Below are 24,020 nucleotides of genomic sequence, written 5' to 3' on the forward strand. Positions count from 1 at the left end.
CCTTGCGGACGTGACCGCGGCGCAGCGGGACAGGCGCGCCGATCGGTCGCGGACGACCCGGACATGGGCGATTTCGCGGTGGTCGGTGTCACACACGCGAGCGGGCCACGAGAACGGGCGATATATGCCCGCCGGCCCCATTTGCCCGTACCGCATTTGTGCCTGCCCGCCCGCTTCGGAATTGGATGTCACGGACCGCGTTCGAATGAACGCGCTTTCGTTCGAGTATGGATCCGTGAAGAGTCCCGCATAAGGTCGAGTCCGTTACCCGGCGCTGGTAAATTCGTCAGTAACAACGTGGGCCGCTCCCGGGTGGCCCCGTCACGGGGAGCTCAATATGCCGAAAATCGGTGACCGAACGCCGCTGACTACCGAATTGTTGGCCACTCCGGCCATGATCAGGGCCTGTGCAGACCGCGATCTGGGGGCCATATTCCGGCTTGCGCAAGATGATCTCGGATTTACTCTGAGCAAATTGGCGCGGCTGTGCGAGATGACACCGAGCAGGGTGGGGGATTACGTCAAGGGAAGGGCCCAGGTCCGCCAGCAGCACGTTATCGAGCGGGTTTCCCAGGGGCTGCGCATTCCCGGCGAAATGTTGGGCCTTGCCCCCCAGCCGTGGGAGGACGACCGGCCCCTGGACGCCCCGGCCCCGGTCGGGGAGCCGACCCGCGCCGCCGCCGCCGACCACTGGGAACCGGTGCCGTGGGACACGTCGAGCGAGCAGTCGATGCCGTTCGGCGACGCGGTGGAACTCTCGCTACAGGTGAACATCGAGGTGGACGCCCGGGGGGACGTGCGGTTGACCTATCGCCAGGTCGTACTGAACCTGACCGGCCGACCGCTCACCCGGATGGTGCGGGAGATGTGGTTCGAGCGCACCCGCGGCCGATTGACCATCACGCCCACCGACGCGTGCGACCGGCAGATCGCCATCCAGCGGCTGTACGAAACCACCGGCTTGAGCAAGTTCGCGTGCCAGATTTCACCGCCCGTCCCGCACGGGGAGACTACGGTCATCGAATACGTGTGTGAGGGAGGGATGTTCGTGGACGCGACGTACTGGCGTCAGGCCATCGCGCGGCCTACGCGACAATTCTCCCTGAGCGTGACCCAACACGGGGTCACCGAGTTCCGCGGGTGCGGTGCGATCGAGCAGTATCCGGACGGCTCGGAGAGCTCGGTCACCCAGCACACCCGATGGAGTCTCGACGAGGATCGACTGCACGTGACGTTGTCCAGGCAAGACCTGCACGCCAATCAGTACGTGACCTTGCGTTGGGATGTGGTCCATGACAGTGCGTAACGAGATCGAAGCGGCGATTCGCGCCTGGCACCACCTCGAGATCGAGCGAGGTGGTGCCCCGATCATCGACTTCGACTTCTTTCCCGAGGCCGCGCCGGTGCCCGCCGCGGGTGATCGACTGGCCGTACACGCGCGGCTGAGCGAACTCGCGGCGGCCCCGGAACTGGCGGACGCACCCCGCCTGGCCACCCGGCTGAACGCCGATCTGGCTTATCTGGGCGCCCAGTTGGGGCAACGTCTCGACCTCGACGAGTACATCCGAGCCACCCAGGGCTGCGCCGCGGTGGGCTGGTCGGCGGACTACGTCGCCGAACGAGCGGAACTGGCACGGGAGTTGCTCGAAGGGTTGGGCATCGGCTGGCACGACGCCACCGATCGGGAACTGCGGATCGCCGAAGAGCCCCTGGACGCGGACCTGGTGCCGACCGAGATCCGGGTGGCGGCGGCCGAATACGAACCGGCGGTCCGCAAGGTGACCGAATCCGTGGCGTCCTACGAGCTGACCATCGAATGCGTCGAGGTCGACGCCTACTGGGCGTACTGGTTGGACGGCGTGGGACGGCACGTTCGACTACGGCTCAATCCGCGCAACGCGCGTTTCACCCGGGTCGGCGCACGGCAGTTCGCACTGCACGAGGTGCTGGGCCACGGTCTCCAGGCGGCGAGCTTCGCGCACCGGTGCTCCGGCGAGGACGTGCCGTGGGTGCGGGTGTTGTCGGTACACGGACCCACCCAGGTGGTGCTGGAGGGACTGGCCCAGGCGCTCCCGCTGTTCGTGACGCCCGACGACGCCGTGCTGATCGCCCGGGTGCGACTGGACCACTACCTGCAACTGGTGCGCAGCGAACTGCACTTGGCCATCAACCGCGGAGTGGGTGTGGCGGCGTGCGCGGCCCATGCCCGGGCCCGGGTGCCGTTCTGGACCGACGAGCAGATCGCCGATCTGATCTGCGACCGCGGCGCCAACCCGCTGCTGCGCTCGTACCTGTGGGCCTATCCGGCCGGCTTCGACTGGTTCGTCCGGCTCGCGGAGGAAGGGGGACCGGTAGCCGCCGACGTGCTGCGCGCGGCATACCACACCCCCCTGGCCCCCGACGACCTGCACCGCCTGTGGGCGGCCGGCCCCCAGGTGGGCGGGAGTGGAAACCCGCTTCCGCCACGCGCGCTCGCGCACCATTGACCAACCCACGCGGCCCCGCCGGGCGGGGCCGCAGGATCGGACCCGGCCGGCGTGCTCAGGTTCGCGCCATCCGCCTGCGGGCCGCTCGCGCCCCCGCGGAATCCGCCGCCCCGCCGGCCGCGTAGGCGTCCAGCACCAACGGGCCCACGGCCTGCGCGACGACCGGGTCGGTGACCCGCAACCAGCAGAAGTGCGCGTTCGCGGCCATCCGCGCCGGCCACTCCCCGGGCTCGGCCAATCCGTCGCCGAAGGTGACCGCCTCGGCGTACAACCGCACGGCCAACTCGGGTCGCCCCGTGGCCAGTGCCACGTAGCCGTGCACCTCGCGCGCGGCCAACCGCCGGGCCGGATCCGCGGTGGAGATCGCGTCCAGATCGGCCGCGATCGCCAACGCGTGAGCCCCGTTCCCGGCGTGCATCGCACCGCGAATCAGGTCCAAAACCAGGCGCTCCTCCTCCTCGGGAGGCGGCAGGTCGTCGGGCGTGCGCACCCTCGGGGCCGACGGCGCCGAAACCGCGGGCGCGGATCCCGGCGGGGCCCAGGTCGGCGCCGGCAGGACCGGGTCGGCACCGATCACCGGGCTCGCCGCCGACCCCACGGCAGGCGCCGCCGCGAACTCGGGCGTCACCGGCGGCCGGGCCGGGACGGACCCGGCGACCTCCTCGGACGAAGACCGTCGCAGGCCGAACCTGCCGCGCCGCCGCTCCGGTCGCGCCGGCTCGACCCGCCGCGCCGGCAGCACCGGCGGGCCCGCCTCGGCGATGGAGCGGTCCGCGTACACGTTCAACGGAAACATGGTCCCGTCCGGCTCCACGGCGTGCACCCGAACCGGATGCCCGAGCAGCCGAGCCTGTTCGGCGACGACCGAGAGGGCAATTGCGCGTGGATCGCCCCCGGGCGGCACCGGCACGGTTTGACCGGCCACCCGCACGGCGTGATCCGCCGAAATCTCCACGACGATGACGGGCCCGTCGGGGACGATGCCAGTTGTCACGAGGGCTCCTCGATATCAGGAATCGGCGCACCGGCGACACGGTGGTGACGCGCAGTGGAAATGCGCTCACGGAATCGACCCGAGGAGGTCGCGATCGAATGTCACCCGGCCATCGGCTCGATCCGGGCGCCGGCCGGAATGAATGTGGGGGGGAGCGGAACTGTTTTGCAGCATACATTCGACGGTGCAGCCGGCGCAGCGGCGGGGGTATCGACCGGTGCAACATTTCGAGGATAAAGTCGTCGTCGGGCGCCCCGCCATTCGATGCGGCATCGGGTGTCGATGTTTCCGGGCAATTGCGGGGAGCCGGCGGGCGGTCGCCCCGGGCGGGTCCGGGAAGCCCCGGATGGCCATTCCCTGCGGTTACCTTCGGGTTTACCGAGTTCGGGTAACCGATACGGCCTTTGCGCGCGCGCCCGATGGGGGCACGCTGGCGGCAGGTAAGGCACGATCTCGCATCGGCGGAGAGATAACGCATGAAACTCCCGAACAAGGTCGACGTCCTCGAAGAGCCCGGGGGCGCGGTCGAGTTCCTGTCCCCGGCTCGGACGACGGCGGCCGTCCGGCGTCTGGCGGCGGTGTATCCGCACACCGCACTGCCGACGTTCCACGACGAGTTGGTCGCCGTCCGCCGGCGCGCCACCGCGGTGGAGTCGGAGCACGGAGACCCGGACGGTGCGCGCGTCGACCCGCTGACCAAGGCGCTTGTGCGCGGCATCTCCGGCTGGGCCCGGCACGACCTGGGAGACACCCGCGAAGCGTTGGCGGCGACCCAGGCCGGACTGGTGAACGCGGTCGCGGACGCGCGCAACCCCAGCGCCGAAGTGTGGCTGCGCGGTGTGCAGTCGTTGATCGCCTACCGGGCCGGCTGGGTGCACGAGGCACTGCGCTACGCCCGACTGGGCGCTTCGGTACAGGACTCCGGGGTGGGCACCGCCGCCGTGTGGCTGCACTCCCTGGTCGCGCTGACCCAGGCCTCGCTGGGCGACGCGCTCGCGGCGTCGGCCGCGCTGCGCGCCGCCGCCGACGCCCGCGAGCTGTCCCGGCGCGATGAACTCGACGAGATCGGCGGCCTGCTGAACTTCGACCCGGCTCGGCAAAGTGCCTACGAGGCGCTGACCCGGGTCTTCATCCCCGGTGCGGAACGCAGGGCGATCGAAGCCGCGGAGATCGCGCTGAGCCGGTACGCGGCGGTCGCCCCCGAGGGCTACTCGTTCGCCGACGAGATGCAGGCCCGGGTCGCCATCGCGCTGGCCTACGCGAGCCTGGACGAGATCGAGGCGACCACCGAGGCGCTGCGCCCGGTGCTGCGACTCGAACCGGCCTGGCGCGTGCACGGATTGTTGTCCCTGGTCATGCAGGTGCACATGCGGCTGCGTCGTCCGCTGCGGGCGCGCGAGACGCGAGTGCGCGAACTCCAGGAGGAGATCGAGACCTTCTGCCAGATGCCGCTGTCCCTGGACACGCACGCCTGAGCCGGGTCGAACATCGCCATGCGCCGGGTCAGGTGCCGTGCGAAGGCCGGCCGCAGGTCGACGGTCGGACACGATGCCGACCCCCGAACCCCGAGCCGGCGGTCAACGCGCCACCCTGCCCTTCAGCCGCATCGCGGCCAATACCCGCTCCTGGGCCAGCGAGCGCGCGGCCTCGTGCGAGGTGATCCCTCGACGAGCGCCCTCCTCGTGGACCAGTACGGCGTTCTCGCGCAGCTTCGTGGACACGGTCGCCCGGATCACCTCCGGGTCCGGGCGAAACGCCGAGTAGCGTGCGTCCATGGCGAATCCGGCGGCCACCACACCGCCGGCGTTCGCGATGAAGTCGGGCACCACCACGATGCCCCGGTCCGCGAGCACGCGTTGGGCGGCGGGCGAGGTGGGCAGATTGGCGCCCTCCACGACCAGCCGGGCGGTGATCCCGTCGGCCACTCGCTCGTCGATCACGTCCTGGATCGCCGCCGGCACCAACACCTCGGTGGGTACCGTCAGTTCGAATCCGAGCGGATGCACGGTCCCACCCGAGTACTCCTTGACCGCGAGGTCGCCGCTGTCCGCGTGCGAGCGCAACAACCGTTCCACCTCCAGGCCGTGCGGGTCGTACAACGTCCCGTGCACGGAGGAGACCGCGACCACCGTCGCACCGAGCTCCGCGAAGCGGCGCACGGCGGCCGAGCCGACCGCGCCGAACCCCTGGACCACCACCCGGGCGCCCCGAAGGGGCAGATTGATGTGCGCCAACATCGCGTCGGCCACCTCGGCCACCCCGAACCCGGTCACCCCGAGCCGGTCGTAGGGGACCCCGCCCAACACGGCGTCGGTGCCCACGGCCGCACCGCGATCGCCCAGTTCGTCCTGGATGATCGCGGCGTCGTCCTCGGTCAATCCCATGTCCAGACCGAACACGTACTCGCTGGGCACCTCGTTCCACAGGGCTCGCGCGAACGCCCGCAGTATCGCCTCTTTGTCCGATCCGGCCGGATCGCCCACGATTCCGGCCTTGGCGCCGCCGTAGAACAGGTCGACCGCCGCCCACTTCCACGTCATGACCCGGGCCAAGCGGGCCACCTCGGTGGTGGTTACCGTCGGGGACATCCGGGTGCCGCCCTTACCCATGCCACGGGCGGTGTTGTCGATGACCAGCACGCCCTTCATTCCGGTGCGGGTGTGTGACACGGAGACGACCTTCTCCGGCCCCCACTGATCCATCAGCGACAGGACATCCGACATGTCGAAGCACTCCTCGAGACCCAACGATCGATACGGTTACCGTGCTCCAACAGAGTCGTGGCCCGGATTCCGAGTGCCAAGATGCGCCAGCCCGCGACCTCGTTCGAGCGAGGCCAAGGAATACTGATGCTCAACCCCTTGCACCTGCAGACGCTCATCGAGGTCGTGCTCACCGGCTCGTTCGCGCGCGCCGCGCGCCGCACCGGATACACCGCGTCGGCGGTATCCCAGCAAATCGCCGCGCTGGAACGAGCGGTGGGAACGCCGCTGTTCGAGCGCGAGGCACACGGCATCCGGCCGACCGGGATGGCGTTCACGATCGCCGATCGAGCCCGCGACGCGATCGCCGTACTGGACAGCCTGGAGCGCGACATCCGCGATGTGGTGCAAGGCCGCAGCGGCAGGCTGGCGTTGGGCACGTTCCCCACCGCCGGTGAACGCCTGGTCCCGCACGCCGTGGCCGAGCTGACCCGACTGCACCCCACCGCCGAGATCCTGCTGGACGAGGCCGAGCCGGACGACCTGGTACCGCAGGTACAGAAGGGCGACCTGGATCTGGCCCTGGTCTTCGCCTACGACCTGGTGCCGCGCGTGTGGCCGGAAGAACTCACGGTCTTCCCGCTCGTCGAGGAGACACTGGCACTCCTGGTGCCGGAGGGCCACCCCGCGCTGCGCGAGGACGGCGTCGACATCGCCGATCTGGCCGACGAGCGGTGGGTGGCCAGCCGGCCCGGAACGGCGGGCTCCACGAGCCTGTCCAGGGTGTGCGCCGCGCACCGCTTCGCGCCCAAGGTGGCCTTCCGCAGCAACGACTACGACGTCGTGCAGGGCCTGGTCGCCGCGGGGGCGGGTGTGGCCATCGTCCCCGGCCTGGCCTACCAGGCCCGGGAGGGGGTGGTGGGCGTACCGCTGGCGCACACCCCCTCGTATCGTCGGGTGTCCGCGCTGTACCGCACCGCCAACCACAATCCGCTGATGAAGGCGGCGTTGGAGGCGTTCGTGTTGGCCGGGCAGCGGCTCCAGGGCCGGTTCGTCCGGGCCGACGAGTCGCTCGGGCCGCTGGGAGCCCCGGCCGCCGCCGAGCACGTGGAGCGGGGGACGAAGCCGAGCTGATCGCGTTCCCGAAATCCGCGGCGAAGTCCGGGAGTCGCCGCTTTCCGCCCCGTGGATATCGAGCGTTGGCTCGCCCACAGCGAGCCATCGAGTCTCTCGCGACACGGGGCGGAAAACGGCCGGCCATTCCCGCGCCGGCGACGAACCGCGGCCAGGAGAGCGGATGAACCCGCGGACACGGAAAAGGCCGGATTCGCGGTGCGTACATCGGCGGGTCGCCGAATCGACATCCCGAGAGGGCGAATTCGGCGACGCGTGCGGCGGGTCAGGCGGTCGCGGACCGTTCGAGGTCGGCCATTCGTCGGGCAACCGCCTTGGCGGCGGGGGAATCCACGGCGGAAATGGTGGTGTACGCGTCCCGGACGAGCCGGCCCAACGCGAGCGCGGATTTCGGATCCTTCACCCGGAGCCAACAATAGTGCGCGTTCTCCGCCATGCGCGGCGGCCAATCCCCGTCCGCGCCCAGGCGCAGACCGATCGAGACGGCTCCGGCGTACAACTCCACCGCGGGCTCGACCCGACCCGACAACAGGGCCACGTAGGCATGGACTTCGCGGCCGGCCAGGATCTGTGCGGGATCGCCGGTCGCGGCGCTGGTCGCGTCCAGGGCGGCGGCCAGCTCCAACGCGCGTGCCGTGTCCCGCTCGTCGATCGAACGTCGAATCAGGCCGAGGGTGTGTGCCTGCTCGCGCGAGGGCGCAGGTGCGGCGGCCCCTCCGGGCGCCGTCGAGGAGACCCGCGCCGGGCCCTTCGCGTCGCCGGAAACCGCCTCGGCCGGTCGGCTCTCGCCCGGCGCGGCAGCGGGTGCGGCAGTCGAGGGAGGTCGCCACGCGGGGCTCGGATCAGGCGTTTCGTCGAAACCGGGAGTCGGCGAGCCGAGCTCCGAGGCAGCCGGCGCGGAGGCGGATTCGGCGCTGGGAGACCCAGGACGTGCGAGATCCGCCGACGGGGTGGACGGCGTCGGGTCCACGGCCGGACGAGGGTCCGACGGCGGTGTGTCGCGGGATTCGCGGAACTCGGGAGCGGGGCTCGGCGCGACCCGGGGATCGGGTGCCGACACGGGCGGCGGTCCGCTCGGCTCGGCCTTCTTGCGGCGGCCGAACAGGCCGCGGCGGGCCTGTGGGGCGGCCGCGGCCGGGCCCGCTTCGGTCGCCGAGCCGTCCGTGGACACCACGAGCGGGAACGTCGTACCGTCCGGTTCGATGGCATCGACCCGCACCGGGCGGCCGAGCAGCCGCGCCGTCTCGGCCGCGACGGCAAGGGCCGCCGCCCGGGGATCGCCATTCAATTCGACCGGTATCACATTGCCGTCGACGCGAACGGAGTCGTCCCACGCGATCTCGATGGTGACAACCGGCCAAGCGGGTATGGCGTTACCGGTCACGAGAGCTCCTCGATTTCGGGAATCGATGTACGACCGCACCGATTGTGACGTGCTGTGATAACCCCTTCACGGAGACTTCCATGCGGGCGTCGTCACCCGAAGCGGGTGGCCGGTGCTGCGGTCCGGCCCTATTCGCCCGGCCGCGTGAAACCGAGCTCCGATGTCGAAGTCGCGGATGGGAAGCATACATTCACCGGCGAGCTGCCGCGCGGAACACCGACCCGGGGCGCCCGTGTATCGAAGGTGGCGCGCATCACGAGTACGATGCCGACGACCGTCCCGGGTGGCTCATTCGATGGGTATACCGGGTCATTCCTTTGGCTGCGCCCGGATTTCGCCGGCCCGTACCGCGGACCGCCCGGAACCCTCCCGAGCCCGGGCGCGTCCTCGGTGGGACCGGGGACCGCGTGGCCGTCCGCCGATGGTCTTAGGGTGGGTTCCCACGATGCGCGCGGACTCGCTTGGCACAGTCGTGATCGCGCACGGTGGGAGGTCTCGGTCGAGACCGGACGACGCGTTCGAGACGCTCGTCGAGGATCCAGGGGGAGCCGTACATGATCGACCCTGCTTCGGTGCCGGCCGTACCGGTGATCGTGATCGAGATGACCGTCCACGGGGAGACGGCGGTGGACGGGGTACTCGTGCCCTTGGCGCCCGACGAGGACGCGCGGGCCGAGGCGATTCGGTGGGTCTCCGTCAAGGCCCTGGCCCTGGGGCGGCCGGTGCGGGCCGTCGCGGTCGAGGCGGACGGTACCCGCTGGCCGTTGATCGTCGGCGTCGACGGCGCCGTGGTCGCGACGGACGCGCATCCCGAGCCCGCCCGGTCGTGGGCACCGGCCGCGCGAACGGCGCCGGTCGGGGAGACGCACACCGCTCCGGTCGAGTTCGAGACGGTCGAGGCGCGGCCGGCGCCTGCCGCGGCTTCGGCGCCCCCCGCGGCTTCGGCGCCTGCCGCTCCGAGCCCCGCCACGCCCGAGCCGGCCGTCGCCGAAGCCTCCGTCCCCGTGGCCTCCGCCGCCGCCCCCGAGTCCTCGGCTTCCCTCGCGCGGCAGCGGCACGAGTTGCTGGTGCGGATCCGCGCGGCGGCCGACGCCGGGAACCTGGACGAGGCCCGCGAACTGTCGGAGCGACTCGTCGCGGACGGCGGGACCCCGCCGAGGGGGGCACGCGAAGTGCGCGCGTATGTCGCCGCCCTCGCCGGGGAACCCGAGCTGGCGGCGCGCATCTACGCCGAATTGGCCCTCGAGTCGGGCGTGGACGTCGCGTCGGACCCGGCGGCACAACGCTATGCGGCCAACGCGTACACCAGTTGGCGACGGGTGACCCGGCTCCGGGCAAGCCTGGAAGTCGGTCCCCTCGTGGTCGAGGCTCAAATGCGGGTGCGCGGCGCCGACGATCCGACGACGGGCGTCGCGACGCGCTGGCTCGAGGAACTCCGTTCGTTGGGTTGAGCGGTTTGGCAGGTCCTGTCTCGTTCGGCCCCGACGGGCGACGGCCTCGTCACCGGTCCCGCGGCCGACGACTCATCGAGACTCATCGAGGGGAGACGATCCAGTGGAAGAGCGTCGGGAAGGTGCCGACGAAGGCGCCACGACACAACGCGACCGAGTCGTTCCCGAGGTGGGCGCGGGCGACGGGGCGAGCAGACCGGAGGCCGCGTTGCTCCCGCCGGACGAGGAGTGGTGGCCGGTCGCGACGCCGCGCTCCGCCGTTGATCCGGGTGGGCAGGAGGCGTTCGTTGATCCGCGTGGGCAGGAGGCGTTGCTTCCGCCGGACGAGGAGTGGTGGCTCGACGAGCCGCCGCGTCCCGCCGCCGCTCGGAACGGGCAGGAGTCGCTGCTCGCGCCGGACGGGGAGTGGTGGCCCGCGACGGTCGGCGTACCTTCCGTCTCCGCCGGCACCGCGGCCGAGCAGGACCCGGCCGATACCGACGCCGGGCAGACCTGGACGCCGCCGCGGCAGTTGTCCGCCCCCGCGTGGTGGCCAGCCGAGGGCGACGAGCGGGAGAACGTGCCGGCGGCGGAAGTCCCGGTCTCGGCCGCGCCGCTGCCGGTGCAGGCGGCGCCGGCTGCACCGGCGCCGGAGCCGGAGCCCACGCCCACGTTCCAGCCCGCGCCCGAACCCAAGCCCAAGCCGGCGCCGGCACCCGAGCCGGAGTCGGACTTCGAGCCCGCCGAACTGCCGCCGTACGTCTCGCCGTACGCCGGATTCGAGGAACTGGACCAGGACCCGCCGCGCCAGGCCGCGGCAATGCCCTCGGTGCCCTCGGGCGGTTCCGGCGCCGACGAGCCGCTGCCGTACGTCTCGCCGTACGCCGGCTACGAGGAACTGGACCAGGACCCGCCGCGCCAGGCAGCCGCGACGCCTTCGGTGCCCTCGGCGTCCTCGACAGGTTCCGACCCCGACGAGCCGCCGCCCTATGTCTCGCCGTACGCGGGTTACGAGGACGAGCCGGACGAAGGCAATTCGCACACCTTTGCGGATGCGAATGCGGAACCGGAAGCGCTACCCATCGGCGCGCCGGGCGCGGGTCCCACCGGCTACTTCCCCCGCCCCCACGACTGGGAGTTGGCGGAGGAGAAGGCGGATCGCAAGCGGATCAAGCCGATGTTCCTGGTTGCGGCGGGTGCCGCGGGTCTGCTGGTGATCACCATCGGGGTGGTCCTGGTGTCGGGCGGCGACGACAAGCCCACGGCGGCGCCGGAACCCTCCCTCCCGAGCACGCTCGCGCCCGGACCGGCCGATCGGCAGGTGCCGGTCCAGCCGGGCAAGCCGTCCGGGTCCGCGGCCGCGTGGTCGACACAGACGGCGCGGCCGGTCGAGCAGGCGCAACTCGCCTCCCGGGTGCCGCGATCCGTCGCGGTGAGCGGGTTCGAGAAGGCGCTCAAGGTCGGTTGGGAGGCGCCGACGAACGTGCAGAACGTGAGTGGGTATGTGGCCATCGCGCAGACGCCCGCGGGCAGTCTGGTCGAGCGGGTCCTGGTCGGCGCCGACGAGCGAACCGCGGTGTTCTCGCAGGCGCCGCGCAGCTCCTGCTTCGTGGTGAGCACGCTGATCGGAGAGCCCACCGGCGTGCTCGTCGCCCGCGGGGAACCGGTGTGTCCGGACGCGAACAAGACCCCGCCGGCGGCGCAGAATTGACCGATTCGTCGGGTCGGGACCGACCGCGCGGCGCGGTCCTCGGCGGTCATCCGATTGGCGCGATCGGTCCCACGCAATCTGGATAGTGGGGTTCCCACGGGGTGGCTAATGTCGGCGTGCGCCTTGCATCAATCGGCATCATCACGTCTTACGGAGCACCATCTCGTGGCAGACCCCACAATCGGCCGGTTTCCGCCGATGGCACGGCGACGTGGAGGTCTGCCCGGCGCGGAGAGAGCGCGCGCTGGTGACTTCCGTCCTCCCATTTTTTTCGCGCGCGCGCGGAAATACGGCACTACGGCCGATGTTTCGGGTTTTCACCGAGGCATGAGGCTCGGATCGGCGGGGCGGGGCGGTGCCGACTGCCGAACGCCTGGAGATACACATGGTGCTGTTCGATCTGCTGCCGATGGACGATCCGCCGGACGGACCGGCGCCGCCCACCTACATCGTGCCACCGAATACGGTGAAGCAACTGCCTCCCGATCCCGGGGGGAGCGCGCCTTTCGCCGGGCCGCTGAACGAAATCATCAGCATCGGCATGTATTTGACGATTGCCGCGTGTGTGGTGGGATTCCTGTTGTCCGCAGCGAAGCTGGCCATGACGTATCGCGACGGGGACGCCGAGGGCACGATCTTCGGCATGGGTTGGGTGATGGTCGCCTGTGCCCTGGCCGGAAGTTCGGTGTCGATCGCGAAGGCGGTCGTCTTCTGATGCCGCGCTCCCGGAATCCGGTCATGGCTCCTGCCGCCACGCTGCGACGACCGTCGTAGCGCGGGAGGTGATCTCGTGTCACGTCGACCTGAAGAGCCGAAGGACAATCCGTGGCTACCGCGTGCCACGGTGACCGTCGAGGCCGAACCCGTAGTGGAGACTCCCACCTACGTCAGCCTCGGGCCGCAATCGCCGCAACGCGGGTTGGTGCAGCCGGGAACGGGCGGTCTGGGCACCTGGACTCCCCCCGGCTCCGCTCGTCCGCCCTGGTGGTGGGTGAGTTGCCACGGGGGAGCGGGGGAAAGCACCCTCGCACTGGCGATCCCGCAGGGCGCCGAATCCGGGGGCCGGGGATGGCCAGTCTCCTCGACGTCGGGACGAAGCGGTGTGGTCCTGGTCGCCCGGACCCACGCCGGCGGTCTGCACGCGGCCCAGAACGCCGGGAGGCAATGGGCTTCCGGGGCACTGGAAGGAGTCGACCTCCTGGGTCTGGTGGCCGTCGCCGACGCCCCCGGACCCTTGCCGAAGAGCCTTCAGCAATGGCTGAAGCTCGTCGCGGGAGGAGTGCCTCGTTTGTGGCGAATCTCCTGGAACGAGGCGTGGCGACTGGGTGAGTGGCCCGACGCCCGGAACTCCGCCAAGGACGTTCGGAAGTTGGCTTCCGAACTGGCCGGCCTCACCAACAACCGATACAGCGGGGAGTAGTAATGGCTTTGATCGCAGCGACGCTTGCACGGGTCGAGGGCTTCACGACGGACATCAAGGACCCCAAGCCGAAGGCGCCCGGCAAGCTCGGCAGCGGCATCAACGAGTTGCTCGGTTACGGTGCCTGGGTCGTCACGGTGGTCTGTGTCATCGCGGTCCTGGCCTGCGCGGGACGAATGGCGATGTCGCACAAGAGCGGTGGCAGCGGCGAGCACATCATGAGCCTCGGTTGGATCATGGTCGCCGCCATCCTGGTGGGCAGCTGCGCGACGCTCGCACAGCTGCTGCTGAAGTAGGCGGATCTCCCCGGGGGAACGACTGTGGCCTTCCTACGGCGCAACAAATCGGCCGACAACGACCGCTCCGGGGATGATGGGAACCCCTTCACCCAGCGGGGGTTCATCGTCGCCACGGCGGGCTTCGGCATCCTGTGTCTGGCCGCGGTCACGGTGATCGTGTTCGAGCCGGACGGGCTGCCCTCGACACCGCAGGCCGGCGCGGCTTCCGCCGCGGCGACCACCGTGGCCTCGTCGACGGCGGTTCCGTCCGGCACGGGCGGCGAGAAGAGTTCGACCGCCGCGGCGAAACAGTGCCCGGAGTTGTCCGACCGGGATCAGACCATTCCCACGGTGCAGCCGGCGGGCGTGGTCTGGGAGCCGTACCACGGTGTGGGACTGCCGGTCTCGCGCACGGCCGGCCCGGGGCTCGCCGATTCCGGAACGGTCCGGTGCTACGCGCGCACGCCGGCCGGGGCGTTGATCGCCGCGGCGCAAATCAGTGAGCGCTACGAGACGGCGGAGTCGCCGATCCTGGTGGCGGGCACGATGTTGGCGCAGGGTCCCGGCAAGGAGAGCTTCCTGGCCCGCAGTCGTTCGGCGGCGCCGACGCGGACCGCGGATCAGGGCCAATCCGTGCAGGACAAGCCCCAGTTCGTCGGCTTTCGGGTCGACAGTTACTCTCCACAGGCATCGACCGTGACCCTGGTGCGGATGCGCGAGCGGGCGGGCACGTTCGATGCCACGACGTGGACCGTGGTCTGGGACGAAGGCTGGCGTCTGCAACTTCCACCCGACGGCTCCCGGCCTCCGGCCCGATCGGTGTCGTCGAGTGCCGGATACGTGGCGTGGACCCCCTGACGGTCCCTGAACCGCCGGGCACTTCCGACCGCAACCGCGGATCCGAGCGGTCGCGGCCACCGAGGAGACGAACGTGACAGCACCCGAGATTCGTACCTACGGCAATTGGCGCAAGCCGACCTCGCCGGGCATCCTCGGCCTGGGGATGGCCGGAACAATGATCCTGCTGGGCGGCATGGTCACGATCATCGTCAGCATGATGATCTCGTTGGTCTTCGCGATCTTCCTCACGGTGTTGCTCGCGGTCGTCCTGGCTCCCTTGCTGTACCGAGATCGACAAGGACGTACGGGGTTGCAGTGGTTGGTCGCCCGAGGCGCGTGGTCGCGGGGCAAAGCGAAGGGTCAACACCTCTACCGATCCGGCCCCCTGGGTCGTATACCGCTGGGCACCTGCAAGCTGCCAGGCCTGGCCGCCGGGTCGAAGCTCTATGAAGCCCAGGACGCCTATCAGCGCCCGTTCGCGCTGTTGACGGTGCCTTCCACCAACGACCACACCGTCGTGATCGAGTGCGACGCCGACGGCGGATCGCTGGTGGACACCGAACAGGTGGACACCTGGGTCGCCTACTGGGGACAGTGGCTGGCCGCGTTGGGCAACGAGCCCGGCATCGTGGCCGCCTCGGTCACGGTGGAGACCGCGGTCGACACCGGTGAACGCCTGCGTCGTGAGGTCTTCGACCATCTGCGGCCGGACGCGCCCAACCTTTCCAAGCACGTGCTCAACGAGGTCGTGGAGTTCTACCCGGTGGGTTCGGCACGGGTGTCCACCCGGGTCGCGTTGACCTTCTCCGGCGCTCCTCGCCCCGGCGTGCCCAAGCGCACTCCGGAGGAGATGGCCACCGAGTTGGGCACCCGGCTGCCCGGACTGTGCGCCGGTCTGCAGATGACCGGAGCAGGACAGGCGCGCCCGATGAGCGGCACCGAACTCGCCGAAGCGGTAAGGGTCGCCTACGACCCCAGCGTGGCCGCATTGATCGACCAGGCCCGCTCCGAGGGTGGCGCGGGCATCACCTGGGACGACGCCGGGCCCAGCGCCACCCAGGAGGCGTGGGACCACTACCGGCACGACGGCGCACTGTCGGTGACCTGGGCGATGTCCGACGCGCCTCGTGGCGAGGTCTTCTCCAATGTTCTGGCGCGACTGTTGGGGCCGCACCCCGACATCGACCGCAAGCGGGTCACGCTGCTGTACCGCCCGCACGACTCGTCGACCGCCGCGAGCATCGTCGAACGGGACGTGAAGGACGCGATGTTCAAGGCGAAGCAGGCCAAGGTCGGCAACGCCCGCGACTCGATCGCGGTGCGCGCCGCACAGCAGAGTGCTCAGGAGGAGGCCACGGGAGCCGGACTGGTCAAGTTCGGCATGCTCGTCACCGCGACCGTCGAGGACAGCGACGGTCTGGACCTGGCCGCGTCGGCGATGGACAACCTGTCGGCCTCCGCCCGGATCGCGATCCGCCGCGTGTACGGCTCCCAGGCGTCGGCCTTCGCCGCCGCGCTGCCCCTGGGTCTGGTTCTGCCGAAGCACCTCAAGGTGCCACAGACCGTCCGGGACGCGATGTGACCGGCCACCGGACATCGACCGCGTACTCGCCGGGCGTTCGCGCACGCGGCTAGAAGGGCAGGACGAAATGTCGGTGCACAACCCCACAGGGGTCATGCCCGCGGAGGAGTCCGAGCAGACGGACGTCGGACGAAAGCGGGGGCGACGGTCGAAGCCGGCTCCTCTTCCGCATGGGCCGCAGGGCACGACGGCCAAGTCGAAGGCCGAGCAGAAGAAGAAGGCCCAGACCCCAAAGCCGAGAACGGCCGGCTGGCGAGGCTGGACCGGGTACGGCGCGGGCTCGGTGGGATATGTGGAGGCGCCACCAGAGTGGCGTGGCACCACCGTCCAGGTCTGTGGGCTTTGGCCGTTCGCGGCCGGATCCGGCACGCCCGCGGTCGGTGTACCGCTGGGGCGTTCGCTGACCGGTGGCGGCACGCTGTGCTGTGACCCGATCAGTTGGTTCCAGCGGGCCAAACTCATTCTCAACCCGAGTGAGTTCGTGCTCGGCAAGCCGGGTCTGGGCAAGTCGACCATCGTGCGCCGCCAGGCACTGGGGCTGGCGGGGTACGGGGTCAACCCGGTGGTGTTCGGCGACCTCAAGCCCGACTACGCCGACCTGATCCGCGCACTCGGCGGACAGGTCATCGAACTCGGCCGCGGGCGTGGCTATCTCAACGTCCTGGACCCGGGCGAGTCGAAGGCCGCCGCCGCTCGTCTGCCGGAGGCCGCGCGCCGGTCGCTGTTGGCCGACGCGCACGGCCGGCGGCTGAACGCCGTCGCCTCCCTGATCACGGTGCTTCGCGGCGCTCCCCCCGCGGACCGTGAGGAAACGATCCTCAACGCGGCGTTGAAGCTGCTCGACGAACGCTTCGTCGGGGTACCGGTGCTCGCCGACCTGCTGAAGGTCATTCAGGAGGCGCCCGACGAACTGCGGGCGGTGGCCCTGGACCGGGGCGACGTGGCTCGCTACCGGGAGATCACCGAAACCCTGGAGTCGTCGCTGATCGGCCTGTTGGGCGACGGCCGGCTGGGCGAGATGTTCTCTCGGCCGACCTCGGAGCCGATGCGCCGGGACAGTCCGGTCTGCTTCGACGTCAGCGCCATCGACGACGGCGAAAGCTCGCTCCAGGCGGCGGCGTTGCTGGCGTGCTGGAGCTACGGCTTCGGTGCGATCTCGGTAGCCCAGGCATTGGCGGACGCGGGGCTGGAGCCCAGGCGCAACTACTTCGTCATCCTCGACGAACTGTGGCGTGTGCTCCGCGCCGGCCGGGGCCTGGTCGACCGCGTGGACGCCCTGACCCGACTCAACCGTCAGCGCGGTGTGGGCATGGCGATGATCACCCACACGATGTCCGACCTGCTCGCGCTGCCGGCCGAGGAGGACCGGATGAAGGCCAAGGGCTTCGTGGAACGCGCGGGAATGGTGATCACCGGTGGTCTGCCCGCGGCGGAGATGCCGCAACTGAACTCGGTCGTCCCGATGACGATGGCCGAACAGCGCATGATCGAGGACTGGTCGACGCCACCCTCGTGGGACTCCACCCGCGGCGAGGAGGCCCCGCCTCCCGGACTCGGAAACTTCATGATCAAGGTTGGTGGCCGCCCCGGAATTCCGGTTCACGTCGACCTCACACCGGCCGAACTCGACGTGAACAACACGAACAGGCGGTGGTGACGTGTGTGACTTCGCGCCGGTCAATCCGTACGGCCCCAACATCGAAGACAAGCTCAAGGACAACCAGTACGACTCCGAGGAACTCGTCCGCGGCGACTTCGCCTGGACCGACACCTATGCGATCGGCAAGATCGGCTGTCACGAGTACCATCCGGACGAGAACTTCAGCTGGCACAGCGCCTGCACACTGACCGACGAGGAATGGCAGTGGGCGGTCAAGAAATGGGCCACCGACAAGACCAACAACCCCTACGGCTTCCTCGGTCAGCCGATCGAGTGGATCCGTTTCGAGATGAGCCAGCTCGCCACGGAAGTGCTGAGTTGGTGGCTCAAGGTCGACGCCCCGTTCACCGGTGGGCAGGATCGCGGTGCCACAGGCATCACGAACATGCTGCGCAGCCACACGATCTTCATCACGACGGTTGTCGCCGTGCTGTCGTTGTTGTGGGTTGCCGGGAAGATGGCGCTGTCGCGTAACCCGATGGCGGTCGGGTCGATGGCCAAGGCGATGTTCACCCTCGTCGTGGTCACCACGTCGAGCATCGCGTTCTTCGGTCTACTACTCACCGCAGGACATACGTTCACCCAATGGTTCCTGATTCGAGGTCTGTCCGGCAAGAGCGGCACGGCGATCAACGAGGCCGAGGTCTGCAACGCCGTCCAGAAGTATCTCGAAGTCACGCCCATGGGCAGCACGGACCGCCCGATCAACTTCGCGCTCTTCCTGCTGTCGGCGATTCTGCTCATCATCGCCGGTGTCATGTTGTATCTATACATGCTGGCGAGACTCGTCGGCTTGACACTACTCCTGGGCATCATGCCCGTCTTCGCGGCCGGCTCGGGTACCGAAACCGGTAAGGCCGCGCTCAAGAAATGCTTCAGCTTCGCCATCGGATTCGCGCTGCTTGAACCGACGGCTGCGTTCGTCATCGTCCCGGTGTTCCGCATGTGGGCCAATCCGGAGGACGGCAGCACGGCCGAGGGTTTGGCCAGCGTCATCATCCTCGCGGCGGGAACGCTGTCACTCCCGGCCACGATGCGCATGGTCAACCCCCTGGTCGGCCTCGTGGCGGAGGACGGCAAGGGCGCCCACGGCGCGGTGATGGGGGGCCTGGCGATGGGCGCCAAGGGGGTGGCCACGCTCGGTGCGGTCGTCGCCACGGGCGGGGCCGGAGCCGCTGCGGCGATGGCCAAGGGTGCGGGCGGAGGGGGCGGCGGCCGACGCCGACCTCCGGGTCCACCGCAGAACCCACAGCAAAGGCGGCAACAACAGCAACAACAGCAGCAGCAGCAGCAACAACAACAGTCGAACAATCCACCTCCTCCGCCTCCGCCGTCGGCACCGGTGTCGCTGGTCAAGCAACCCGCACCCGCCGCTCAGGCTCCGCCACGGGCTCCTACCGTGCCGGTGCCACCGCCCGCTCCTCCGTCCGCGCCGGTCAACGCCGCTGCGAAGTTCGTGGCCTCGAACGTGCTGGGCGGCGCCACGGGTCTGCCGCCGGGCAGCGGCACGCTCGCCAAGATGGCGATTCCCGCCCTGGGAGCGATGGGCGAGTACCAGATGAACAAGAGCGGAGGCGGCGTCGACGAGATTCCGTTCATGAGGGAACGCAAGTACGACGCGCCCCGACACCCGCAGCGTCAGGTGATTCCCGTCTCCGCCGGGAGCGGCCCCGTAGGAGGAGCGCCGGCGCCGCAGCGTTGGTGAGCAGTATTCGGCCCGGGGCCGTGCGCCCCGGGCCGTGCGTACGAAAGACAAGGGGGTAACGCATGAGCGCCACTCAGAAGCGCAGAGGGCCCAACGTCGAACTCGAGGCGTTGGTATTCCTGTTCGGCATCGTCGCACTGGTGGCGCTGCATGTGATGACGTGGCTCTCCGCGTCCTTGGCGGCCGAAGGGCCGACGGAGGAACCCGGGCCCAATCCGCTCGTGCTGTGGGTGCGCCTGGCCATCGGCGACTACCAATGGCCGGGCGCGATCGCGACGGTGTACCTGTGCCTGCAACTGGTCGTCGTACTCGTCCTGGTCGGCCTCGGGTGGAAGGTCTGGACGAAGGCTCGGGGCAAGCGCGAGCGGATCGACATGGCCATCCGCTACCTGGCCTCGCCCAAGGAACTGGCGCCGTCCATGACCCACCAAGTCACCCGCACGGCCAGCAAGTTCGGCCTCGCGAAGGGGACCACGCCCGGCGTCTTCATCGGTCGCACCGTGCGCGGTGACAACGAACTGTGGGGTTCCTGGGAGGACATGCACGTCGACATCTGGGGTCCTCGTACCGGTAAGACGGCGACCAGGGCGATCCCGAACATCGTCAGCGCCCCGGGCGCGGTCGTGGTCACCTCCAACAAGCGCGACGTGGTGGACGCCACCCGGGCCATTCGCGAGGCCAAGGGCACGGTCTACATCTTCGACCCGCAGAACCAGGCCGGTGGAAAGCCGGTCTTCTGGTGGAATCCGCTGACCTACGTCGGCGACAGCATCGTCAAGGCGGTCAAGCTCGCCGCCCGCTTCGTCTCGGTCAACCGCCAGGACCACGCGCGCAGCGACGCCTACTTCGAACCCGCCGCCCAGGACCTGTTCGCCAACCTGCTGTTGGCGGCCTCGATCGACAAGCGTCCGATCACCCAGGTCTACGTGTGGCTGACCCGCCCGACCGACGACACTCCCGTACGCATCCTGCGCGACGGCGGCCATCACATGCCCGCCGAGGCCGTGGAGTCGGTGATCGGTCAACCCGACCGGCAGCGGGCCGGTGTGTACGGCACGGCGATCCAGATGGCCTCGTTCCTGGTGGCCGAGAACATCAACGAATGGGTAACGCCGGGAAGCGACCCCAGCCGACCCGAGTTCGACTACATGGCGTTCGTGCGCTCGCCTTCGGACACCCTGTACCTGCTGTCCGAGGAGACCAACAAGATCGCCGCTCCGCTGGTGATGGCGCTGACCACGATCCTGGCCGAGGAGGCGGAGAACTACTCGCGTGACTCGCCCAACGGGCGGCTGCCCATCCCGGCGCTCTTCGTCCTGGACGAGGCCGCGAACGTCTGCCCCTGGAAGGCGCTTCCCGACAAGTACACCCACTTCGGTTCGCGTGGCGTCATCGTGATGGTGATTCTCCAGTCCTGGGCCCAGGGGGTCTCGGTGTGGGGCGACAACGGCATGCAGAAGTTGTGGGGTTCGGCGAACATCCGGGTGTACGGAGGCGGCGTCTCCGACGTGTCGTTCCTGGAGAATCTGGCCAAGTCCGCGGGCATGTTCGAACCTCGCACCACGTCCACCAGCCACAAGTTCGGTGACCATCGCGGGATCAGCCGGGCCAGCCGAGCGGAGGCGGTGCTGGACGCGTCGGACCTGATGTCGATGCCGCGCGGCCGGGCGTTCGTGCAGATCAGTGGTTCGCGCCCGACCCTGGTGCGCACCGTGCCGTGGTGGGAGACGGAGTACGCCGACCGGATCCAGGAATCGATCAACACCTACGACCCGTCCCAGGTGATGAACGCCGCCCAGATCAACATGGCCAAGGCGGTGAAATGAGCGGCGAACTCCCGGACGACGACGTCTGGGGACAGGGCGACGCGCCGGAGCGATTCCGGTCGATGACCGAAGCCGCCGCCCGGCAGGCACGAGAGACCGTGCCCGAAGTCGAGGATTTCGACGAAGAGCTCGAGCCGGAGCCGGAGTTCGTCTTCGAATCGGTCGACCGCTTCGTCGTCGACTACATGGTCAAGGTGATCGAACGCCGGTTGAACCGCTCGTCGATCATGTGGTGCCCCGCGTGGTGGAAACACCCCGAGGCGATCATTCGCTTCACCGCGATCTGGCGCGCGTTCGAATACCTGCGTCACGACGCGGCGTTGGGCATGTCGACCTGGTGGCTCCAACACGCGGATCCGCATCTGCGCATGCTGATGGATCCCGAACTGGGCCCCTTCGTCGCCTGTGACCCGCGCGAGGGTCACTCGGATCGCCCCCTCGCGGAACTGCCCATCGAACCCTCGCCGCCGGAGATGTGGGACGACCCGGCGTTCCGGGTGTCCCCGCGCGATCCCGACGCTTCATGGGATGATGGCGACGTCACTTTCGCGATCGAGGATGACTTTGAAACGCCGGGTCAACCGGAACGGCCGAAGGAACAGTACGACCTCCAGAAGGCCAAGCTGAACCGCCCGGGCTGGCCGTGATGTTCGCCGGAGGGATCAACCGGCACGGAAGGGATGAGCGATGAGCCAAGCCGTCGAGTTCGGCCCCAATGGTGGTCCACATTCAATCGGGGACGCGGCCGATTTGGCCCAGCCCATTCTCTCCTGGGCGAGCACAAGGCTTGATAGAGCCCGCAAGTATTTGAAGCAAAAGCGAAAGGGAAAATTCAAGACCGCCGGTGCGGCCGTGGCGGGCCGTCTGACCAAGGGCGTGACCAACGTCGCGGCCAGATGGCAGTCGACGAAGTTCTACGCTCAGAACTCTGGGATGCGCGCGGGAGCGCGGGCATATCGCAAGTACGAGGATCAGGCCGTCAAAGCGGCCGACAATCGGGCCAAGGTGCAGTTCTTCGCGGACCGCAGCCGGGCGCAGGGGATGTTGTTGAATCAGATCGCGGCCGGAAACGGTCGCCGGATCGCACCCGGTATCCAGCAGCGCTCGGCACAGCGGCGCAGGGTGAGCGCGCAGCGCGCTGCTGCCAGGATGGGCACGCGGGCGGTTCGTGCGCAGCGCAGGGCGTTGGGATTCGCCGCGCAGGCGCAGCCCGCCCGGGACCGGGCGCAAGTGCTGCATCGCAGCGGCCAGGTTCCCCAGCGTGCCCGCGAGATGTTCAACCTTTGATCGACAGGTAACGAGATCCGAGTCATCCAGGCCGGGAGGCGACGTGAGTGAGCAAGCGGGTCCCTCGCGACCGCAACTGCCGGCGGCCGAGAATCTCTGGACCGCCGTCGGCCAGGCGCCTCCGGCCGCGGGACCGAGCCGGCCGACTCACGCGTGGGCGCTTGGTTTCGGTGACCTGGGCATGCAGGCCGCGCCGCAGCCCGCGCCGGGTGTCGGCCCGACCGGTCCCGGAGCCCTGGCCGGGCGAGGGTTCGACGCCCTCGCCCAGCCGGAGCACGCGCTGGGCACGTTCCGCGATCAATTGACGCGGGACGGACTGGCGGCGCCGAGTAGTAGGTCAGTGGAGAGCGGCCGCGAAGCGAACCCGACACGTGAGGCGGCTCGGCTCGGCATGACGCCCGCCGGCAGGTGACCGGCGGGCGGGTCGCCTCCTACTTGAGCCCCTTCAAACGACGCGGCTCGTACGGCCCCGATCCCTTGAAGTAGAGGTAAGGGATCTTGCGGTAGATCGCGCCCGTGCTGCCGGCTTCCTCGTATCCCCAGTACTCGGTCTGGCCTCCGTCGGCCCACTTCTCGAACAGTACGACGTGCCCGGAATTGCCGCCGTCGTCGTCGAGGATGATGTCACCGGCCGTCAGTTCGCTCTTCTTGATCGGCTCGGTCATGCCGGTCATCGCCGTGGTGTTCGCCCCGGCCTCCACGCCCCACGCCATGGTGACAAAGCCCGAGCAGTCGGTGCGGTATCTCTGCTTCGTCTTGCCGTCGGCCATCAGGCCGTCCTTGTAGTTGCTCTGGCTGTAGGGGACGCGGGCATCGGTCCACACCTTCGCCCGACTGATGATGGCCTGCCGATCCTGGCCCACGATCGCGGGGAGATTGCCGCCAACTCCCTTGATCGAATACTTCTCCTTGGCGAGCTTGATGATTCCGTTCGCGTATTCCCGGGGTGTCTTGTTCTTCGGGTCGTCGATTTGCGGCATGCCATCGGAGGCGTACGTCACGCCCGAGGGCGGGTTGGTCCAGATGTAGGGACCGCGGAGGTAGCCCGCCAACATCAGGTCCGGCATCTTGAGCTGCTCGCCGGGCCGAACATTGGGGATCTTGCCCTCTTCGTGGAACTCGTGGACCTTCTTGGCGATCGAGCACAGGTAGTCGCCGATCGCGATGATCGCGTCGGCCGGGTTGCCGATGTCCTTCACATTGTCGTTGTCTCCGTCGCGACCCGCCCCATCATCGGTCTTTCTGGGGTCGCCATTCCAGGTGCCCGGCATGAACTGGCCGAGGCCCTGGGCGCGCCCGGCATCACTGTTGACCGGGGGCGGATCCCAACTCGACTCGGTCTCGATGAGTCCCGCGATCAACGGCGCGGTGACGTCGGTGCAGGCTGCCCCGGCCTTCTCCAGTTGGGGCACGTATTTCCGGTATTTCTCCGGAATGGCGTTCACGTCCAGCAGGTCGGATGTCGCCCCACCGCCTCTGGAAAGGAATATCTCGCGATCCTGGGATTGCACCAGCATGTTCGGCACCTGGCTACAACCGGCAAGGGAGGCGCCAGCGGCGACGACCGCGGTGAGCCGCGCC

General features: G+C 69.2%; 21 protein-coding genes. 17 read left to right on the forward strand and 4 right to left on the reverse strand.

The window, feature by feature from the left end; genetic code table 11:
• Nucleotides 1–337 precede the first annotated feature (337 nt).
• Both ACZ4FV_RS32280 and ACZ4FV_RS32285 read left to right on the forward strand, forming a co-directional pair.
• A complete protein-coding gene (locus tag ACZ4FV_RS32280; RefSeq protein WP_395867305.1) occupies nucleotides 338–1,306 on the forward strand; it encodes a helix-turn-helix domain-containing protein in 969 nt (322 codons plus the stop codon).
• Entirely contained in the window at nucleotides 1,293–2,486 is a 1,194-nt protein-coding gene (locus ACZ4FV_RS32285) for a hypothetical protein (protein WP_465323904.1), read from the forward strand. Before ACZ4FV_RS32280 ends, ACZ4FV_RS32285 begins: the two co-directional genes overlap by 14 nt.
• A gap of 55 nt (nucleotides 2,487–2,541) precedes the next feature.
• Here the strand turns inward: ACZ4FV_RS32285 and ACZ4FV_RS32290 are convergent, their stop codons facing one another.
• Nucleotides 2,542–3,480 (reverse strand): hypothetical protein, encoded by a 939-nt coding sequence (locus tag ACZ4FV_RS32290; protein ID WP_465323905.1) that lies wholly within the window; start codon nucleotides 3,478–3,480, stop codon nucleotides 2,542–2,544.
• Nucleotides 3,481–3,956: 476 nt separating this feature from the next.
• Here ACZ4FV_RS32290 and ACZ4FV_RS32295 point away from each other — a divergent pair, with 476 nt between their 5' ends.
• Nucleotides 3,957–4,955, forward strand: a complete 999-nt coding sequence (locus ACZ4FV_RS32295; RefSeq protein ID WP_402236776.1) for a hypothetical protein — start codon at nucleotides 3,957–3,959, stop codon at nucleotides 4,953–4,955.
• Nucleotides 4,956–5,057: 102 nt separating this feature from the next.
• Here ACZ4FV_RS32295 and ACZ4FV_RS32300 read toward each other — a convergent pair whose 3' ends face one another.
• Entirely contained in the window at nucleotides 5,058–6,203 is a 1,146-nt protein-coding gene (locus ACZ4FV_RS32300; RefSeq protein ID WP_402236779.1) for a Glu/Leu/Phe/Val family dehydrogenase, read from the reverse strand.
• A 126-nt stretch (nucleotides 6,204–6,329) separates the two neighbouring features.
• On the opposite strand from ACZ4FV_RS32300, the gene ACZ4FV_RS32305 reads away from it, so the two are divergent.
• On the forward strand, nucleotides 6,330–7,316 hold the full coding sequence (locus tag ACZ4FV_RS32305) for a LysR family transcriptional regulator (RefSeq protein ID WP_402236782.1): 987 nt from the start codon (nucleotides 6,330–6,332) through the stop codon (nucleotides 7,314–7,316).
• Nucleotides 7,317–7,581: 265 nt separating this feature from the next.
• Here ACZ4FV_RS32305 and ACZ4FV_RS32310 read toward each other — a convergent pair whose 3' ends face one another.
• On the reverse strand, nucleotides 7,582–8,700 hold the full coding sequence (locus ACZ4FV_RS32310) for a hypothetical protein (RefSeq protein ID WP_465323906.1): 1,119 nt from the start codon (nucleotides 8,698–8,700) through the stop codon (nucleotides 7,582–7,584).
• Nucleotides 8,701–9,254: 554 nt separating this feature from the next.
• On the opposite strand from ACZ4FV_RS32310, the gene ACZ4FV_RS32315 reads away from it, so the two are divergent.
• The 13 genes from ACZ4FV_RS32315 (at nucleotide 9,255) to ACZ4FV_RS32375 (ending at nucleotide 22,851) form a co-directional block, all read left to right on the forward strand.
• On the forward strand, nucleotides 9,255–10,151 hold the full coding sequence (locus tag ACZ4FV_RS32315) for a hypothetical protein (protein WP_465323907.1): 897 nt from the start codon (nucleotides 9,255–9,257) through the stop codon (nucleotides 10,149–10,151).
• Nucleotides 10,152–10,254: 103 nt separating this feature from the next.
• Nucleotides 10,255–11,841, forward strand: coding sequence for a hypothetical protein (locus ACZ4FV_RS32320; RefSeq protein WP_465323908.1), 1,587 nt, complete (start codon nucleotides 10,255–10,257; stop codon nucleotides 11,839–11,841).
• Nucleotides 11,842–12,226: 385 nt separating this feature from the next.
• A complete protein-coding gene (locus ACZ4FV_RS32325; RefSeq protein ID WP_395867323.1) occupies nucleotides 12,227–12,556 on the forward strand; it encodes a hypothetical protein in 330 nt (109 codons plus the stop codon).
• A gap of 75 nt (nucleotides 12,557–12,631) precedes the next feature.
• On the forward strand, nucleotides 12,632–13,261 hold the full coding sequence (locus ACZ4FV_RS32330; protein ID WP_395867325.1) for a DUF6668 family protein: 630 nt from the start codon (nucleotides 12,632–12,634) through the stop codon (nucleotides 13,259–13,261).
• A gap of 2 nt (nucleotides 13,262–13,263) precedes the next feature.
• Complete coding sequence (locus tag ACZ4FV_RS32335) at nucleotides 13,264–13,557, forward strand: hypothetical protein (protein ID WP_395867327.1); 294 nt, start codon at nucleotides 13,264–13,266, stop codon at nucleotides 13,555–13,557.
• 24 nt (nucleotides 13,558–13,581) lie between these two features.
• Nucleotides 13,582–14,397 (forward strand): DUF8175 domain-containg protein, encoded by an 816-nt coding sequence (locus tag ACZ4FV_RS32340; RefSeq protein ID WP_395867329.1) that lies wholly within the window; start codon nucleotides 13,582–13,584, stop codon nucleotides 14,395–14,397.
• Nucleotides 14,398–14,470: 73 nt separating this feature from the next.
• Complete coding sequence (locus ACZ4FV_RS32345; protein ID WP_395867331.1) at nucleotides 14,471–15,961, forward strand: SCO6880 family protein; 1,491 nt, start codon at nucleotides 14,471–14,473, stop codon at nucleotides 15,959–15,961.
• Nucleotides 15,962–16,034: 73 nt separating this feature from the next.
• Complete coding sequence (locus tag ACZ4FV_RS32350) at nucleotides 16,035–17,618, forward strand: ATP/GTP-binding protein (RefSeq protein WP_465323909.1); 1,584 nt, start codon at nucleotides 16,035–16,037, stop codon at nucleotides 17,616–17,618.
• A gap of 1 nt (nucleotide 17,619) precedes the next feature.
• Nucleotides 17,620–19,326, forward strand: a complete 1,707-nt coding sequence (locus tag ACZ4FV_RS32355; RefSeq protein WP_465323910.1) for a hypothetical protein — start codon at nucleotides 17,620–17,622, stop codon at nucleotides 19,324–19,326.
• Between the two features lie 62 nt (nucleotides 19,327–19,388).
• The gene (locus ACZ4FV_RS32360; RefSeq protein ID WP_395867338.1) at nucleotides 19,389–21,152 is read left to right on the forward strand and encodes a type IV secretory system conjugative DNA transfer family protein; all 1,764 of its coding nucleotides are present in this window, start codon (nucleotides 19,389–19,391) and stop codon (nucleotides 21,150–21,152) included.
• Between the two features lie 62 nt (nucleotides 21,153–21,214).
• Nucleotides 21,215–21,799: a DUF4913 domain-containing protein gene (locus ACZ4FV_RS32365; RefSeq protein WP_465323911.1), complete on the forward strand. Its 585-nt coding sequence runs from the start codon at nucleotides 21,215–21,217 to the stop codon at nucleotides 21,797–21,799.
• Nucleotides 21,800–21,839: 40 nt separating this feature from the next.
• Nucleotides 21,840–22,439, forward strand: a complete 600-nt coding sequence (locus ACZ4FV_RS32370; protein ID WP_465323912.1) for a hypothetical protein — start codon at nucleotides 21,840–21,842, stop codon at nucleotides 22,437–22,439.
• Between the two features lie 43 nt (nucleotides 22,440–22,482).
• A complete protein-coding gene (locus tag ACZ4FV_RS32375; protein ID WP_465323913.1) occupies nucleotides 22,483–22,851 on the forward strand; it encodes a hypothetical protein in 369 nt (122 codons plus the stop codon).
• A 19-nt stretch (nucleotides 22,852–22,870) separates the two neighbouring features.
• Here the strand turns inward: ACZ4FV_RS32375 and ACZ4FV_RS32380 are convergent, their stop codons facing one another.
• Complete coding sequence (locus ACZ4FV_RS32380) at nucleotides 22,871–23,956, reverse strand: transglycosylase SLT domain-containing protein (RefSeq protein ID WP_465323914.1); 1,086 nt, start codon at nucleotides 23,954–23,956, stop codon at nucleotides 22,871–22,873.
• Between the last annotated feature and the right edge of the window lie 64 nt (nucleotides 23,957–24,020).

The organism is Embleya sp. NPDC025285 (genome assembly GCF_055558835.1).

What these genes read in the sequence shown, in the direction of transcription:
- ACZ4FV_RS32360 (WP_395867338.1), top strand. Translation starts at nt 19,389, where the DNA reads ATGAGCGCCACTCAGAAGCGCAGAGGGCCCAACGTCGAACTCGAGGCG.
- ACZ4FV_RS32335 (WP_395867327.1), top strand. Translation starts at nt 13,264, where the DNA reads ATGGCTTTGATCGCAGCGACGCTTGCACGGGTCGAGGGCTTCACGACG.
- ACZ4FV_RS32370 (WP_465323912.1), top strand. Translation starts at nt 21,840, where the DNA reads ATGAGCCAAGCCGTCGAGTTCGGCCCCAATGGTGGTCCACATTCAATC.
- ACZ4FV_RS32365 (WP_465323911.1), top strand. Translation starts at nt 21,215, where the DNA reads ATGACCGAAGCCGCCGCCCGGCAGGCACGAGAGACCGTGCCCGAAGTC.
- ACZ4FV_RS32305 (WP_402236782.1), top strand. Translation starts at nt 6,330, where the DNA reads ATGCTCAACCCCTTGCACCTGCAGACGCTCATCGAGGTCGTGCTCACC.
- ACZ4FV_RS32315 (WP_465323907.1), top strand. Translation starts at nt 9,255, where the DNA reads ATGATCGACCCTGCTTCGGTGCCGGCCGTACCGGTGATCGTGATCGAG.
- ACZ4FV_RS32325 (WP_395867323.1), top strand. Translation starts at nt 12,227, where the DNA reads ATGGTGCTGTTCGATCTGCTGCCGATGGACGATCCGCCGGACGGACCG.
- ACZ4FV_RS32285 (WP_465323904.1), top strand. Translation starts at nt 1,293, where the DNA reads ATGACAGTGCGTAACGAGATCGAAGCGGCGATTCGCGCCTGGCACCAC.
- ACZ4FV_RS32300 (WP_402236779.1), bottom strand. Translation starts at nt 6,203, where the DNA reads ATGTCGGATGTCCTGTCGCTGATGGATCAGTGGGGGCCGGAGAAGGTC.
- ACZ4FV_RS32295 (WP_402236776.1), top strand. Translation starts at nt 3,957, where the DNA reads ATGAAACTCCCGAACAAGGTCGACGTCCTCGAAGAGCCCGGGGGCGCG.
- ACZ4FV_RS32280 (WP_395867305.1), top strand. Translation starts at nt 338, where the DNA reads ATGCCGAAAATCGGTGACCGAACGCCGCTGACTACCGAATTGTTGGCC.
- ACZ4FV_RS32380 (WP_465323914.1), bottom strand. Translation starts at nt 23,956, where the DNA reads ATGCTGGTGCAATCCCAGGATCGCGAGATATTCCTTTCCAGAGGCGGT.